14 protein-coding genes and 1 tRNA gene are annotated in these 13,244 nt (G+C 70.6%); 6 read left to right on the top strand and 9 right to left on the bottom strand.

The genetic code is table 11. The annotated features are described in order from the left end of the window. Positions 1 to 2: 2 nt before the first annotated feature. Both K8F61_RS10480 and K8F61_RS10485 read right to left on the bottom strand, forming a co-directional pair. Entirely contained in the window at positions 3 to 1,514 is a 1,512-nt protein-coding gene (locus K8F61_RS10480; RefSeq protein ID WP_231818957.1) for an L-serine ammonia-lyase, iron-sulfur-dependent, subunit alpha, read from the bottom strand. A 9-nt stretch (positions 1,515 to 1,523) separates the two neighbouring features. Next, complete coding sequence (locus tag K8F61_RS10485) at positions 1,524 to 2,480, bottom strand: SDR family oxidoreductase (protein ID WP_231818958.1); 957 nt, start codon at positions 2,478 to 2,480, stop codon at positions 1,524 to 1,526. 153 nt (positions 2,481 to 2,633) lie between these two features. On the opposite strand from K8F61_RS10485, the gene K8F61_RS10490 reads away from it, so the two are divergent. Genes K8F61_RS10490 through K8F61_RS10505 form a run of 4 tightly spaced genes read left to right on the top strand, consistent with a single transcriptional unit; the run spans position 2,634 to position 6,090 of the window. Then, positions 2,634 to 3,503 (top strand): helix-turn-helix transcriptional regulator, encoded by an 870-nt coding sequence (locus K8F61_RS10490; RefSeq protein ID WP_231818959.1) that lies wholly within the window; start codon positions 2,634 to 2,636, stop codon positions 3,501 to 3,503. A 48-nt stretch (positions 3,504 to 3,551) separates the two neighbouring features. Then, the gene (locus K8F61_RS10495) at positions 3,552 to 4,472 is read left to right on the top strand and encodes a metal ABC transporter substrate-binding protein (RefSeq protein WP_231818960.1); all 921 of its coding nucleotides are present in this window, start codon (positions 3,552 to 3,554) and stop codon (positions 4,470 to 4,472) included. Next, positions 4,469 to 5,215: a metal ABC transporter ATP-binding protein gene (locus K8F61_RS10500; protein ID WP_231818961.1), complete on the top strand. Its 747-nt coding sequence runs from the start codon at positions 4,469 to 4,471 to the stop codon at positions 5,213 to 5,215. Before K8F61_RS10495 ends, K8F61_RS10500 begins: the two co-directional genes overlap by 4 nt. Beyond that, positions 5,212 to 6,090: a metal ABC transporter permease gene (locus K8F61_RS10505; protein ID WP_231818962.1), complete on the top strand. Its 879-nt coding sequence runs from the start codon at positions 5,212 to 5,214 to the stop codon at positions 6,088 to 6,090. The genes K8F61_RS10500 and K8F61_RS10505 overlap by 4 nt, the downstream gene beginning before the upstream one ends. An 86-nt stretch (positions 6,091 to 6,176) precedes the next feature. On the opposite strand, the gene K8F61_RS10510 is transcribed toward K8F61_RS10505, so the two are convergent. From K8F61_RS10510 to K8F61_RS10525, 4 genes are all read right to left on the bottom strand, one after another. Next, positions 6,177 to 6,249 (bottom strand) — tRNA-Arg (locus K8F61_RS10510). A gap of 117 nt (positions 6,250 to 6,366) precedes the next feature. Then, entirely contained in the window at positions 6,367 to 6,984 is a 618-nt protein-coding gene (locus K8F61_RS10515) for an asparagine synthase (protein WP_067244360.1), read from the bottom strand. A gap of 90 nt (positions 6,985 to 7,074) precedes the next feature. Continuing rightward, positions 7,075 to 7,731 carry a GntR family transcriptional regulator gene (locus K8F61_RS10520; protein WP_231818963.1) on the bottom strand — a complete coding sequence of 219 codons (657 nt, stop codon included), beginning with the start codon at positions 7,729 to 7,731 and terminating at the stop codon, positions 7,075 to 7,077. Positions 7,732 to 7,832: 101 nt separating this feature from the next. Further along, the gene (locus tag K8F61_RS10525; RefSeq protein ID WP_217996195.1) at positions 7,833 to 8,411 is read right to left on the bottom strand and encodes an NADPH-dependent FMN reductase; all 579 of its coding nucleotides are present in this window, start codon (positions 8,409 to 8,411) and stop codon (positions 7,833 to 7,835) included. A gap of 336 nt (positions 8,412 to 8,747) precedes the next feature. Between K8F61_RS10525 and K8F61_RS10530 the strand changes: the two genes are divergently transcribed. Then, the gene (locus K8F61_RS10530; RefSeq protein ID WP_231818964.1) at positions 8,748 to 9,860 is read left to right on the top strand and encodes an LCP family protein; all 1,113 of its coding nucleotides are present in this window, start codon (positions 8,748 to 8,750) and stop codon (positions 9,858 to 9,860) included. Positions 9,861 to 9,873: 13 nt separating this feature from the next. Here K8F61_RS10530 and K8F61_RS10535 read toward each other — a convergent pair whose 3' ends face one another. Both K8F61_RS10535 and K8F61_RS10540 read right to left on the bottom strand, forming a co-directional pair. After that, positions 9,874 to 10,275, bottom strand: a complete 402-nt coding sequence (locus tag K8F61_RS10535; protein WP_231818965.1) for a riboflavin kinase — start codon at positions 10,273 to 10,275, stop codon at positions 9,874 to 9,876. Further along, positions 10,272 to 10,784 carry a flavin reductase family protein gene (locus K8F61_RS10540; RefSeq protein ID WP_067242948.1) on the bottom strand — a complete coding sequence of 171 codons (513 nt, stop codon included), beginning with the start codon at positions 10,782 to 10,784 and terminating at the stop codon, positions 10,272 to 10,274. The genes K8F61_RS10535 and K8F61_RS10540 overlap by 4 nt, the downstream gene beginning before the upstream one ends. A gap of 100 nt (positions 10,785 to 10,884) precedes the next feature. Between K8F61_RS10540 and K8F61_RS10545 the strand changes: the two genes are divergently transcribed. Next, positions 10,885 to 11,475 carry a PadR family transcriptional regulator gene (locus tag K8F61_RS10545; protein ID WP_067242947.1) on the top strand — a complete coding sequence of 197 codons (591 nt, stop codon included), beginning with the start codon at positions 10,885 to 10,887 and terminating at the stop codon, positions 11,473 to 11,475. Positions 11,476 to 11,812: 337 nt separating this feature from the next. Here the strand turns inward: K8F61_RS10545 and K8F61_RS10550 are convergent, their stop codons facing one another. Next, positions 11,813 to 13,183, bottom strand: coding sequence for an NtaA/DmoA family FMN-dependent monooxygenase (locus K8F61_RS10550; RefSeq protein WP_067242946.1), 1,371 nt, complete (start codon positions 13,181 to 13,183; stop codon positions 11,813 to 11,815). Positions 13,184 to 13,244 lie beyond the last annotated feature (61 nt).

The following is a 13,244-nucleotide window of genomic DNA, read 5'->3' on the forward strand; positions in this document are numbered from 1 at the left end:
GCTCAGCACTCGATGACGTTGACGGCGAGGCCGCCCTCGCTCGTCTCCTTGTACTTCGTCGACATGTCGAGGCCGGTCTGCCGCATGGTCTCCACGACGGCGTCCAGCGAGACGTAGTGCGTGCCGTCGCCGCGCAGCGCGAGCCGGGCCGCGGTGACCGCGGTGGACGCGGCGATCGCGTTTCGCTCGATGCAGGGGATCTGGACGAGCCCGCCGATCGGGTCGCAGGTGAGGCCGAGATGGTGCTCCATCGCGATCTCGGCGGCGTTCTCGATCTGCCGGTTCGTCCCGCCCATCACCGCTGTCAGTCCGCCGGCGGCCATGGCGCACGCGGACCCGACCTCGGCCTGGCAGCCGCCCTCGGCACCGGAGATCGACGCGTTCGCCTTGAACAGCGAGCCCAGTGCGGTCGCGGTGAGGAGGAAGCGCCGGATACCCCGGCGACGGTTCGCCTCGGCGAGCTCATCGGGGTCGTCGATCGCACCGACGGCGACGAGCGAGCGTTCCGGACCGAAACCGAGCAGGGCGCTGCCGACGAGCTCGCCGTAGGGGGTGACCGCGTTGCCCGCGCCGAGCCCAGAGTCCGCGAGGAACCGCCACCAGTACATGGCGACCGCGGGGAGGATTCCCGCGGCCCCGTTGGTCGGGGCGGTCACGACCCGGCCGCCCGCGGCGTTCTCCTCGTTCACCGCCAAGGCGAACGCCCCCAGCCACTCGCCGGGCACCTCGCGATGACCCTCCGCCTCGGTCGCCTCGAGCTGTGCGCGGATCGTCGACGCGCGCCGCTTGACCTTGAGGATCCCGGGCAGCGTGCCCTCGGCGTGCAGCCCTGCCTCGACGCAGCTCGCCATGGCGTCCCAGATCGCGTCGAGGCCCGCGGCGACCTCCTCCTCGCTGCGCACCGCGGTCTCGTTGCGCCGCGCCAGTTCGGCGATCGTCAGCCCGTGCTCGTCGCACAGCTCCAGCAGGGTCGCGGCATCCCCGTAGGAGAAGGGCGTCTCCGGCGTGGAGCCGGATGCGTCCGCGAGCGCCGCGTCCTCTCCATCCCGGCGGATGAACCCGCCACCGATCGAGTAGTACGTCTCCTCCGAGAGGAGCGCGCCGTCCGCGTCGAGCGCGCGGAGGGTCATGGCGTTGGGGTGTCCGGGCAGACGCGTGCGCGGTTCGAACGTCACGTCGTCGCGGTCGAAACGGATCCCGTGCGTGCCGTCCAGGCGCAGCTCTGCGCCGTCCTGCCAGTCCGACCAGGCGCGTCGCACGTCGTCAGGGTCACAGGACTCGGGGGCGAGTCCTTGCAGCCCCGCGACCACGGCATCCGGGGTGCCGTGTCCGAGGCCGGTCGCCCCCAGGGAGCCGTAGAGCGCGCAGGTCACCCGCGCCGTGTCCTCCAGCCGGCCGCTCGCGGTCAGGCGCCGGGCGAAGTCGTACCCCGCACGCATCGGCCCGACGGTGTGCGAGCTCGAGGGTCCCACACCGATGGAGAACAGGTCGAAAGCCGAGACGTACGCAGTCACCCCTCCAGGCTACGCCGCCGCGGACCGCTTGGATGCGAGGGGGAAAGCGACACCCGTGAGCGTCTCGGACACCCGCCAGACCCTCTCCGCGTCCTCGGCCCGACGAAGAGGCCGGTAGAGCCTCTGCCCCGCCGGTCGGCCACCGAGGCGCCCGAGTCCGCGCGGCCCGAACAGGTTCCCCGGGGCCGCCGGATCGGTCGCCGCGAGAAGCGCGGGCTCCGCCGCGCTCTCGGGCGTCCCGAACAGGATCCCTCGACGCGACAGGGCCCCGATGATCCGTCGCCCCGCCGTCTGCTCGGACCGCCCCAGGTCCGGACGGGCCGCCAGCAGGTTGGTCGGGGCAACCCCCGGATGCGACAACGTGCTCGTGATACCCCACTCACCGGCACGACTGCGCCGATCCAGTTCCAGGCCGAACAGTCCGAGGGCGATCTTCGACTGTCGGTACGCCGCCATCGGGTCGTACCGGTGCTCGCTCTGCAGATCCTCCCATGCGATGGAGCCCCGCGCCGCGGCGACGCTGACCTGCGAGACCACCCGTCCTCGTCCGCTCCGCAGGAGAGGAAGGAGGTGGGCCACCAGCGCGACGTGGCCGAGATGATTGGCGCCGAGCTGAAGCTCGAACCCGTCCGCGGTCGTCTGCCGCGCGGGGGGCGTCATGACGCCGGCGTTGTTCACGAGGAGGTGTATCGGATGCCCTTCTGCTCGGAGGACCCGGCCCAGCTCCGCGACGGCGTCGAGCGAGGACAGGTCCAGATCCCGCAGCGTGATCCGGGCCGCCGGGGCGGTGCGACGGATGCGCTCGAGCGCCGCCTCCCCCTTGGACCGGTTGCGCACGGGCAGCACGACCTCGGCTCCCGCCGCAGCGAGGCGGGTCGCGATGCGAAGGCCCACCCCATCGCTGCCGCCGGTGATGACCGCTCGGCGTCCGGAGAGGTCGGAAAGGGAAGGGAGTTGTACGCGCAAGGGGACCTCCTCGGTGATCGGCACCGGAATCGGTGCTCGTTCCCACCGTGACCCGCCGGCCGGAGCGCATCCAGGGACCACTGATCCGTGGATGCGCGCGGTGGTCCGTGATTGTCTCGACGTACACCGTTCGCGACAGGACCGGAGGAACGCATGGACATCGATCGGACGGGCTTGGCGGACTTCCTCCGTCGACGACGGACCGCCCTGCAACCCGAGGATGTCGGCCTCCCCCGGGGAGCGCGCCGGCGCATCGACGGCCTCCGCCGCGAGGAGGTCGCCGCGCTCTGTCACCTCTCGACCGACTACTACACGAGGATCGAGCAGGAACGAGGACCCCGCCCGTCTGCGCAGATGATCGCGTCGATCGCGCAGGGCCTGCATCTGTCGGCGGACGAGCGCGACCATCTGTTCCGTCTCGCCGGTCATCCACCGCCGGCGCGAGGTCAGACGGATCACATCGCGCCGGGCATGCTGCGCATCTTCGACCGACTCCAGGACACGCCCGCCGAGATCGTCACCGAGCTCGGCGAGACGTTGCGGCAGACGCCGTCGAGCGTCGCGCTCGCCGGGAACCTGACAGGGTTCGCCGGACCGGCCCGCAGTATCGGCTATCGGTGGTTTACGGATCCGGAGACACGTGCGCGATACGACCCGGACGAGCATCCCTTCCTCACCCGAATGTTCGCGTCGGGTCTGCGGGATGTGAAGACGCGGCGTGGGCCGCGCTCCCGCGCCGCCGATCTCGCCCGGTTGCTCCTCGAGGAGAGCGAAGAGTTCCGTCGAGTGTGGGACCGGCACGAGATCGGCCTGCGCCCTCGAGACGTCAAGCGGTTCCGGCATCCGGAGGTCGGGGCGCTCGAGCTGACCTGCCAGACCCTGGTGGACCCTTCGACGTCCCACTCATTGCTCGTCTATACGGCGGCCCCCGGCTCGGAGAGCCACGAGCGGCTGCGGCTGCTGTCCGCCCTGGCGGACCACGGAGCGATCTGGGCGGGGAGCGCGGAGGCGGCTGCCCCCTGACGCCGATCCCGGCTTGTTTTCGGTGCACCGAAAACATAGGGTTTCGGTATGCCTAAACCTTGCCTCCGACTGCTCGCCGCGACCGTGCTCGCGTCGCCCCTGGTCCTCTCCGCCTGCGCGGGCCCGAACGCCGCGCCCGCCGACGACCGCCCGCGGGTCCTGACGACGTTCACCGTGCTGGCGGACATCGCCCGCAACGTCGCGGGCGACCATCTCGCCGTGGAGTCGATCACCAAGGCGGGAGCCGAGATCCACGGCTACGAGCCCACCCCCGGCGACATCCGCAGGGCCGCCGACGCCGACCTGATCCTCGACAACGGGCTGAACCTCGAGCTGTGGTTCGCCCAGTTCGTGGAGGAGCTCGACGTGCCGCACGTCGTCGTCTCCGACGGCGTCGAGGTGATGGACATCACCGCCGATGCGTATGCGGGCACACCCAACCCGCACGCGTGGATGAGCCCGCTGAACGTCCAGCTCTACGTGGACAACATGGTGGACGCCTTCCGCGAGCTGGACCCGTCACACGGCGACGACTACGCGGCGAACGGCGAGGCCTACAAGGCGGAGCTCCAGACCGTGCAGGATGAGCTCGTCGCCGAGCTGAGCACCCTGCCGGAGAGCCAGCGCGCGCTCGTCACGTGCGAGGGGGCGTTCTCGTACCTCGCCCGCGACGCCGGTCTGGCCGAGCGCTACATCTGGCCGGTGAACGCCGAACAGCAGGCGACCCCGCAGCAGATCGCGGCGACGATCGAGTTCGTCCAGGCCCACGACGTGCCCGCGGTGTTCTGCGAGTCCACCGTCTCGGATCGACCGATGAAACAGGTGGTGGAGGCGACCGGCGCCGTCTTCGGCGGGACCCTGTACGTCGACTCCCTCTCCGAGGCGGACGGTCCCGTGCCGACCTATCTCGACCTCATCCGCCACGATGCCGACACCATCGCCCGCGCACTGACGGGGCGCGCCCGATGACCGCCGCGATCGACGTCCAGGGCGTCACGGTCCACTACGGCGAGGTGCTCGCGCTCGACGCCGTGACCGCCCGCATCGGTTCCGGCCGCGTGTGCGGTCTGATCGGCATGAACGGATCCGGCAAGTCCACGCTCTTCAAGACGATCATGGGCATGGTCCGCCCCGACCGGGGACGGGTCCTCATCGACGGCGTCGAACCCTCCGCAGCCCGCAAGCGCGGACTCATCGGATACGTGCCGCAGAGCGAGGACGTGGACTGGGCCTTCCCCGTCTCCGTGCGCGACGTCGTGATGATGGGCCGGTACGGACGGCAGGGACTCACCCGGCGAGCGCGGCCCGCCGACCGCGCCGCCGTGGCCGAGGCCCTGGAGCGGGTGGAGCTCACCGAGTACGCCGACCGGCAGATCGGCCAGCTCTCCGGCGGGCAGAAGAAGCGCACGTTCGTCGCCCGCGGGATCGCCCAGGGGGCGCAGATCCTGCTCCTGGACGAGCCGTTCGCCGGCGTCGACAAGCGCTCCGAGGCGACCATCGTGCGCCTGCTGCGCGAGCTGTCCGCCGACGGGAAGACGGTGCTCGTCTCCACGCACGATCTCCAGGCGCTCCCGGAGCTCGCCGACGAGGCGATCCTGCTGATGCGCCGGGTGCTCCTGCACGCGGGGGTCGAGGAGGTGCTCCGCCCGGAACACCTCGCGATGGCCTTCGGGCTCGACGTCCTCGGCCGGGACCGGGGGGACGCGGCATGACCCCGTGGGATCTGATCCTCGAGCCGCTCGCGTACGACTTCATGGTGCGCGCGCTGGTCACGACCGCCATCGCGGCGATCGTCTGCGCTCTCCTGTCGTGCTGGCTGGTGCTGGTCGGCTGGTCGCTCATGGGCGACGCCGTGTCGCACGCGGTGCTCCCCGGCGTCGTCATCGCCTACGTGCTCGGCGCCCCGTTCGCCCTCGGGGCACTGGTCTTCGGGTTCCTCGCCGTCATCCTGATCGGGCTCGTCCGCGGCACCAGTCGTGTGAAGGAGGACGCCGCCATCGGGATCGTGTTCACGACGCTGTTCGCACTCGGGCTGGTCCTGATCTCGGTGACGCCGAGTCAGACCGACCTCAACCACATCATCTTCGGGAACATCCTCGGCGTCTCGACCGGCGACCTGATCCAGATCGGCGTGCTCGGCGCGATCGCTTTCCTCGCCCTCGTCCTGAAACGGCGCGACCTGACGCTCTACGCCTTCGACCCCACACACGCCCACGCGATCGGCTTGAGCCCCCGCCTCCTCGGCGCCCTTCTGCTGGGCCTGCTCGCGCTCACCGCGGTGGTGGCGTTGCAGGTCGTCGGCGTGATCCTCGTCGTCGCGATGCTGATCATCCCGGGTGCCACCGCGTACCTGCTCACCGACCGCTTCGGCCGGATGCTGGTGATCGCGCCGGTGCTGTCCGTGACCTGCTCGGTCCTCGGCATCTACCTGAGCTACTGGCTCGACACGGCCTCCGGCGGCATGGTGGTGCTCGCCCAGGGGGCGGTGTTCGCGGTCGTGTACCTGTTCAGCCCGCGCCATGGACTGCTGCGCCGTCAGCTCGGCCGCGCTCGTCGGCGACGCCTCCTGGCACGCACGGAGGGCTGACCCGGAGGAGGATCCGAGGAACAGCGGTCGGAGACGAGGAAGGCCCCGCCGAAGCGGGGCCTTCCTCTTACTGTCTCAACACAGTGCGCGCCTCGAGGGACTCGAACCCCCAACCTTCTGATCCGTAGTCAGATGCTCTATCCATTGAGCTAGAGGCGCATTCCGGCTTGTTCCGCTCTCGCGGGCCTCGTCAACAATACCTCACGGCGTCGCGCAACGCGAATCGAGCCGGAGCGCCCGTCCGCCGGCCCCGAAAGGTCCCGGATGAGCGCCCCCTCACCCGTTGTGGCGAGCCTTGCGCTCTTCCCGCGCGGCCTCCTTGGCTGCGGCCTTCTCGGCCTTCTCGCGCCGTCTGCGGCGCGCGCGCTGCTCCGACGACAGCGCCTGCAGATCGACGAGGCGCAGCGCCTGCATGCGCGCCTCGCGCATCACCGCGTAGTCGGGGTCCTGGTCCGGCCGCATGGCCTCGACCTGGAACCGGCGCTGCAGGTTGCTGGCCACGTCGCCCCACGCCGCGCGCCGGGCCTGCTCCACCAGCTCACGCAGCGCCTCGTGGTCCTCCGCCATGGCCTCCAGACGCTGGGCCACGCCCGCCGCCTGCTTGGCGCGGCGCTTCAGATTGCGCACGTCGCGGTCGCGGTAGTCGTGGGTGCCGACGGGGTCGGAGTGGCGCCCGTGCGCGCGCTTGCGCAGCCGTGTGGCGAGATCAGCCGCCTCGGCGGACTCGGCGGCGAGACCCCGCAGCGCATCCCGGGCGTCCTGGACGTAGCGCTCCACGTCGAAGGATCCGCCCTGCCCGATCGTCCCGACCAGGATGTGGTTCTTCACGACGAGGCGCGCGGCCGACGTCGCGATGGCGACGCCTTCGGCGATGGCATCCGCAGTCCGTCCCACCGCTACCTCCTCAGGCTTCGAGCGTACCCGCTCCCGGCGACACGGACGGGGCGGATCCGCCCGTCGAGGCGAGGGCGCCCGACGGCGCGGTCATCGCTCGACGGGGAGGGCCTGGAGGCGACGCATCGCCTGCACGCGCCCGCGGCGCAGATGATCGGTGATCCGCTCGCGGACGAGTGCCTCGTCCCTCGCGGCGATCGCCTCGTACAGCGCCTCATGCTCGTCGACCATGCCGCCGAGGTCGTCGTGCTGACCGAAGACCCACCGCAGACGGGTCAGGGTGCCGGAGACGATCTCGTCGAACGCGGAGTTGTTCGCGAGACGGGTGACTGCGAGGTGGAACTCCGCCGCCGCGTCCTGCGCGCCGGCGTGGTCGCCGCGCAGGGCCGCAGCGCGCTCGGCCTCGATGACCGCGCGCAGACGCGCGAGTCCGGGCTCGTCGTGGCGGCGGGCCGCGAGCACGAACAGGAAGCCCTCGAGGGCGTCACGCACCTCTCCGAGCTCCTCGATGTCCCGCTCGGTGAAGATCCGGACCGTCGCCCACGAGCGCGGACGCGAGACGACGATCCCCTCGGCGCCGAGCTTGCGGATCGCTTCGCGCACGGGAAGACGGCTCACCCCCAGCGCCGCGGCGATGTCCCGCTCGATCAGGCGGGACCCCGGCGCCCGGTCGCCGTGCAGGATCTCCTCGCGCAGCACGCGCGCCACGCGTGCCGACTCGAGCTCCTCACCGCCCCCGCCCGCCATGCGCCCATTGTGGCACCGGGGCGTGCGGACGGGGAGTCGGGCGAAGCGCCCCGGCGACGCCGCTGCGCGGCCCCGGCACGCTCGCACCGGGCCCCCGGGGGTCACTCCCCCTGCTGACGCGGGAGCACGGTGAGCACGCGTTCGATGTGCTCGCGGAACTCGGCCATGTAGGCCCTCAGGAACTCCTCCGTGTCGGGCTTCGTGATCGTCCCGTCCTCGAGGAACACTTCGGGGCTGAAGTGGATGTACGCCTCCGGCGCCGTCATCTGCCGGGCGTTGCAGAACGACAGGACGCTGCGCAGCGACTGCTGCGCCAAGGCCGTGCCGATGGCGCCGATCGAGGCGCCGATCACCGCCGCCGGGATGTGATCGAACGAGTTCTGGCCCCAGGGACGGGAGGCCCAGTCGATCGCGTTCTTCAGGGCGCCCGGGATCGAGCGGTTGTACTCCGGCGTCACGAACAGCACGGCATCGCTGGACTCGATCGCCGCCTTGAGCTCGCGACCCTCCGCCGGGTAGTCGGCATCGAAGTCCGAGCTGTACAGCGGCAGGCCGCCGATCCCGATCTCGTGGAACTCCAGGTCGTCCGGCGCCAGCCGGATCAGCGCCCGGGACAGCACGCGGTTGATGGATGTGGAGGACAGGCTCCCCACGAAGTATCCGACTCGGTACGTCATCACAGCTCCTTCGGCTCGGCCGGATCCCCCCGGCATCACCGACAGTGTGCTCCTGCCGCCGCATGCACGCCAGATCAGCGAGCCGACATTTCGGCGGTGTCCTTCCAGGGAAAGCTCAGCGTCCCTCGCGCTGCGGATGAGAGCATCGGAGCTTCCCCCGCGGAGCGGTGGCGCGGGCCTGTCGAGGATCCGCGCCCCGTGCGACGATCACCGACGAACGGCCTGCCGATGAGACGCCCCTCCCTGCCCCAGCCCGCTGCCCCCTCCCCCTCGCCCGAACCCGAGCGGCCGCGGGCATCGCACCGCGATGAGCGTCGTGTGCGTCGGCGTCGTCGTCGGGTGTTGTTGGTCGCGGTGCCGTTGGTGGTGGCGCTGGTCGCGGTGGGTGGTTTTGCGGTGGCGACGGTGCTGCGAGTGTCGGGCAACATCGCGGCGAACGTGGTGGCGCGTCCGGGGGGTGAGGGTGTGGTGGTCCCGGATTGGGAGGGGCCGATCGATCTGCTCATCATCGGGTCGGACGGGCGGGACGGGTTGACGAGCGGGTCGTATGGGGATGACGACATCGCGGGGGATCGGTCGGACACGCTGATGCTGTTGCACGTGAACGCGGCGCATACGGATGCGACGTTGGTGAGTCTGCCGCGGGACACGATGGTGCCGTTTCCGGAGTGCACTACGGCGGATGGGGACGTGGAGCCGGCGGTGGAGGTCGCGCAGATCAATAGTGCGTTCGATACCGGCCCGTATTGCACGTTGGAGGTGGTGCGGGAGTTGACGGGGATCGATGTGGATCATTTCGTGGTGGTGAACTTCGACGGGTTCATCGATATCACCAACGCGGTCGGCGGGGTGGAGGTGTGTCTGGCGGAGGATGTGGATGATCCGGACTCGCAGTTGCATTTGGCGGCGGGGTCGCACACGATCCAGGGGGAGCAGGCGTTGGCGTTCGTGCGGACCCGGTACGGGATCGGTGACGGCAGCGATCTGGGTCGTATCCATACGCAGCAGACGTATTTGTCGGCGTTGGCGCGGAAGGTGAAGAGTGCGCAGACGTTGACGAATCCGGTGGCGTTGTTCTCTCTTGCTGATGCGGCGAGCCGGTCGTTGCGGGTCGATGAGGCGCTCGCGGATCCGGGGGTCCTCGCCGGGCTCGCCGGGGCCCTGTCCGGGGTGGATCTGTCCCGGATGGTGCTCGTGCAGCTTCCCGTGCAGGAATACCCCGATGACCCGAACCGGGTCGAGCCCGTGCCCGACCAGACCGAGGCCCTCTTCGCAGCCCTCCGCGACGACCTGCCCATCACCCTCGCCGGAACCGACGAGATCGCCGCGGTCGACACCGACACCGACACCGAAACCGGCGAGGACACACCCGCCGACGCCGAGCACACCACCGCGGTACCCGTCGACGCCCACGGCCAGACCGCCGCCGACACCACCTGCGCCGGACGATGAGCGCCCTGCCCGTCTAGGGCGCCCGCCGGTGCATCGACAGCACCTGCCGGCTGCGACGGACGTCGTCGACCGCCTGGGCGACGAGCTGGTCCGCGCCCTCGAACTGGAGCGTCGGGCGGAGGAACGCGACGAGGTCCACGACGAGGCGCCGACCGTACAGATCCAGGTCCGCGTCGTGCAGATGGACCTCCAGCCGGCGTCGGCGAGCCCCCGCGAAGGTGGGGTTCGTCCCGACGCTGGCGGTCGCCTCCCACCGCAGGCCCCGCTCGGGCTCGGTGACCCACGCCGCGTAGATCCCGTCCGCCGGGATGACCGCGTCCTCGCAGCAGAGGTTCGCCGTGGGGAACCCCAGGAGTCGACCCCGCCCGTCACCCGGGACGACGACGCCGACGATGGCGGGCGCGGCCTCGGTCACGGGCGGGGCGCGTCGCCGACGATGCTGCGGTAGCGGCTCTGGTGGAAGACGAGCGGCTCGACGTCGTCGAACACCGTCACGTCGACGATCTCGTAGAGCGCGATCTCATGGTCGCCGCCGTCGAATCGGGAGTGCGGACGGCAGGTGAGCCACAGAGCGGCCTCCTCGATGAGCACGGCGCCGCCCTCGGTCTCGCGCAGGGCCTGATCCCCGAACCGGTCGCCCTCACGCGCGGACAGCCGCCGGCTGAACGCCTCCTGATGGGCGGCGAGGACGCTCATGCCGAGCGCGGCGGCGTCCCGCAGCAGCGGCCAGGTCTTGGACGTGCGGGCCGCGCTGATCGCCACGAGCGCCGGGTCGAGCGAGACCGACGTGAACGAGTTCACCGCCATGCCGGTGAGCCGCCCCTCGATGCGGGCTCCCAGGGCGACGACGCCCGTGGGGTAGAGGGAGAAGGCCCGGCGCAGGGCGCGGTCCTGCGAGAGGGTTTCGTGCGCGACGGTCGTCATCTCGACATCCTTTCTTCGTCAAGTTTGACTATACAAGAAGGCGATGTTCTTGACCATACAAAGCTGAACGGATTCGCACCGCCCCGGATAGCATGAGTCCATGTCCACCACGCGCCTCGTCGTCCTCGGAGCGGTCAAGCAGTTCCAGCCGGTGCACGGCTACTTCCTGCGCCGCGAGCTGATGACGTGGCACATCGACGAGTGGGCGCACATCCAGCCCGGATCGATCTACAACGCCCTGCGCGCGCTGGAGGTGGATGGTTACATCGCCGAGAACGACACCGTCGCCGACGGCAAGCGCCCGGCCCGGACCACATATCGGATCACGCCGACCGGTGAGGTGGAGCTCCAGCGGATGCTCCGCGAGAACCTCTGGAACGTCGCCCCGTTCGACACGGAGGCGATCATGACGGTCGCCTCCTTCATGTTCGTGCTCAGCCGGCAGGAGGTGATCGCGGGGCTCGAGAACCGTCTCAGCAAGAGCGACGCGCTCATCACCGCCAACGGCTTCCACGTCCAGGACACGCTGCGGTCGGAGACCACGCCGAAGTACGTCCGCGAGATCTTCGACCTGTCGACCGCGCGCCTCACGGCCGAGAAGGAGTGGGCGCTGGCCCTGCTCGACCGCCTGCGCGCGGGCGAGTACGTCTTCGCCGGCGAGACGCCGGCCGAGGCCTCCCCCGCCCGCTGACCCCGGGTCAGCGCGTTTCGACTCGTCGCTCCGCTCCTCGCTCAACGACCGGAAGGAGAGGCCCCGGTCGTTGAGCGAGCGCAGCGAGACGAAACGCCCCACCCCCGGCCCACCACGTTTCGACTCGTCGCTCCGCTCCTCGCTCAACGACCGGAAGGAGAGGCCCCGGCCGTTGAGCGAGCGCAGCGAGACGAAACGCCCCCTGCCCCGCCTCAGCGCGTTTCGACTCGTCGCTGCGCTCCTCGCTCAACGCCCGGAAGGAGAGGTGCCGGTCGTTGAGCGACACTTCGACTCGCTGCGCTCGCTCAGTGCAGGTCTCCGCGAGACGAAACGCGTGTCAGGCCTCGGACAGGGCGGGGCTCCGGCGATACGAGGAGCCGACGTGCGAGTCCGCCAGCGCGGGCGTGGGCGTGCCGATCAGCCGCTCGCGCAGCGTCTGCCGCTCGTCTCCCGGCTCGGCGATCGCGCCCCGTTCCTTGAGGATCGGCAGGACGTGCTCGATGAAGTCCGCGGTGGAGGACGGCGGGATGACCGGCGAGAAGAGGTACCCGTCGAGGTCCGCCCCCTCGGCCAGCTCGATCATCCGGTCCGCAATCTGCTCCGGGGTGCCGACGATCGGGCGTGCGCCCACGCCGTGCGCGTGCCAGTCCGCGAGAACGTCGCCCACCGTCTTCCCGGCGAACCGCGCGACCTGGGTCTGCGAGAGCTCCGTGCGGAGGTCCGTCATGGGCGTCTCCGGCGCGTAGGCGGAGAGGTCCAGACCCGTGAACCATGCGTAGGAGGCGACGGTCACGTCCGGGTTCTGCGCGTCCGCGACCTCCGCGTACCGGCGTCGCGCCTCCTCTTCGGTGCTGCCGACGACGGCGGAGAACGCGGACATGATCTTCACGTCGTCCGCGGCCCGGCCGTTCTTCACCGCCTCCTCCCGAATCGCGGTCGAGTGCGCCCGGAGCTGCTCCACGGAGCCGCTGCCGACGAAGATGGCCTCGCCGTGCTTGCCGCCGAAGGCGCGCCCCGCCGGAGAGGCCCCCGCCTGGAAGAGCACGGGCGTCCCCTGCGGCGAGCGCGACGTGTTGCCGTATCCGTGCGAGCGGAAGTACGGGCCGTCGTGGGAGATGCGGTGCACCTTGGACGGATCGGCGAAGCGCCCGGACTTGTCGCGCTCCAGTGCACCCTCCTCCCACGCCTGCTCCCAGAGCTTGTAGACGACCTGCATGAAGTCGTCGGCCATGGCGTACCGCTCGTCGTGACCGACCATCGGCACGCCGAAGCCCTGCACGGCGGTGTCCGCGGTGCCGGTGGTCACGATGTTCCAGCCGATGCGTCCGCCGGAGAGGATGTCGAGGGTCGCCATCCGGCGGGCGAAGGCGTAGGGCGGCTCGAGCAGCGTCGAGCCGGTGGCGACCAGGCCCAGGCGCGTGGTCTCCGGGATGAGCGCACCGAGCACGATCGCCGGGTCCAGCCGGGGGAGGTCGAGCCCCTCCACGGAGCAGATGTCGGGGCGTTCGCCGGCGACGTCCGCCCACCCCCAGGCGTCGGCGAGGAACAGGAAGTCGAATCCGGCGTCCTCGACCATGCGGGCGGTGTCCCGCCAGTAGTCGAGTCGGTCGAAGAGGTAGCGGCCGTTGTCGGGGTGGCGCCAGGTGGCGGTCCCGGAGTCGTTCGCCTGCGCGTTCTCGAAGAGTCCGAGCTTGAGCTGCGTGGCCATGGTCGTGCCTTTCTGTGTTGTTCGGCCCCGTCGGGGGCATGTGCGGGGCACGCCGGACGGA

The organism is Microbacterium resistens (assembly GCF_021172025.1).
In the GTDB taxonomy this organism is placed as follows: Bacteria; Actinomycetota; Actinomycetes; order Actinomycetales; family Microbacteriaceae; genus Microbacterium; species Microbacterium resistens.

Coding starts and splice junctions, on each gene's coding strand:
- K8F61_RS10490 (WP_231818959.1), top strand. CDS start 2,634: ATGGACATCGATCGGACGGGCTTGGCGGACTTCCTCCGTCGACGACGG.
- K8F61_RS10500 (WP_231818961.1), top strand. CDS start 4,469: ATGACCGCCGCGATCGACGTCCAGGGCGTCACGGTCCACTACGGCGAG.
- K8F61_RS10495 (WP_231818960.1), top strand. CDS start 3,552: ATGCCTAAACCTTGCCTCCGACTGCTCGCCGCGACCGTGCTCGCGTCG.
- K8F61_RS10540 (WP_067242948.1), bottom strand. CDS start 10,784: ATGACGACCGTCGCGCACGAAACCCTCTCGCAGGACCGCGCCCTGCGC.
- K8F61_RS10550 (WP_067242946.1), bottom strand. CDS start 13,183: ATGGCCACGCAGCTCAAGCTCGGACTCTTCGAGAACGCGCAGGCGAAC.
- K8F61_RS10545 (WP_067242947.1), top strand. CDS start 10,885: ATGTCCACCACGCGCCTCGTCGTCCTCGGAGCGGTCAAGCAGTTCCAG.
- K8F61_RS10520 (WP_231818963.1), bottom strand. CDS start 7,731: ATGGCGGGCGGGGGCGGTGAGGAGCTCGAGTCGGCACGCGTGGCGCGC.
- K8F61_RS10505 (WP_231818962.1), top strand. CDS start 5,212: ATGACCCCGTGGGATCTGATCCTCGAGCCGCTCGCGTACGACTTCATG.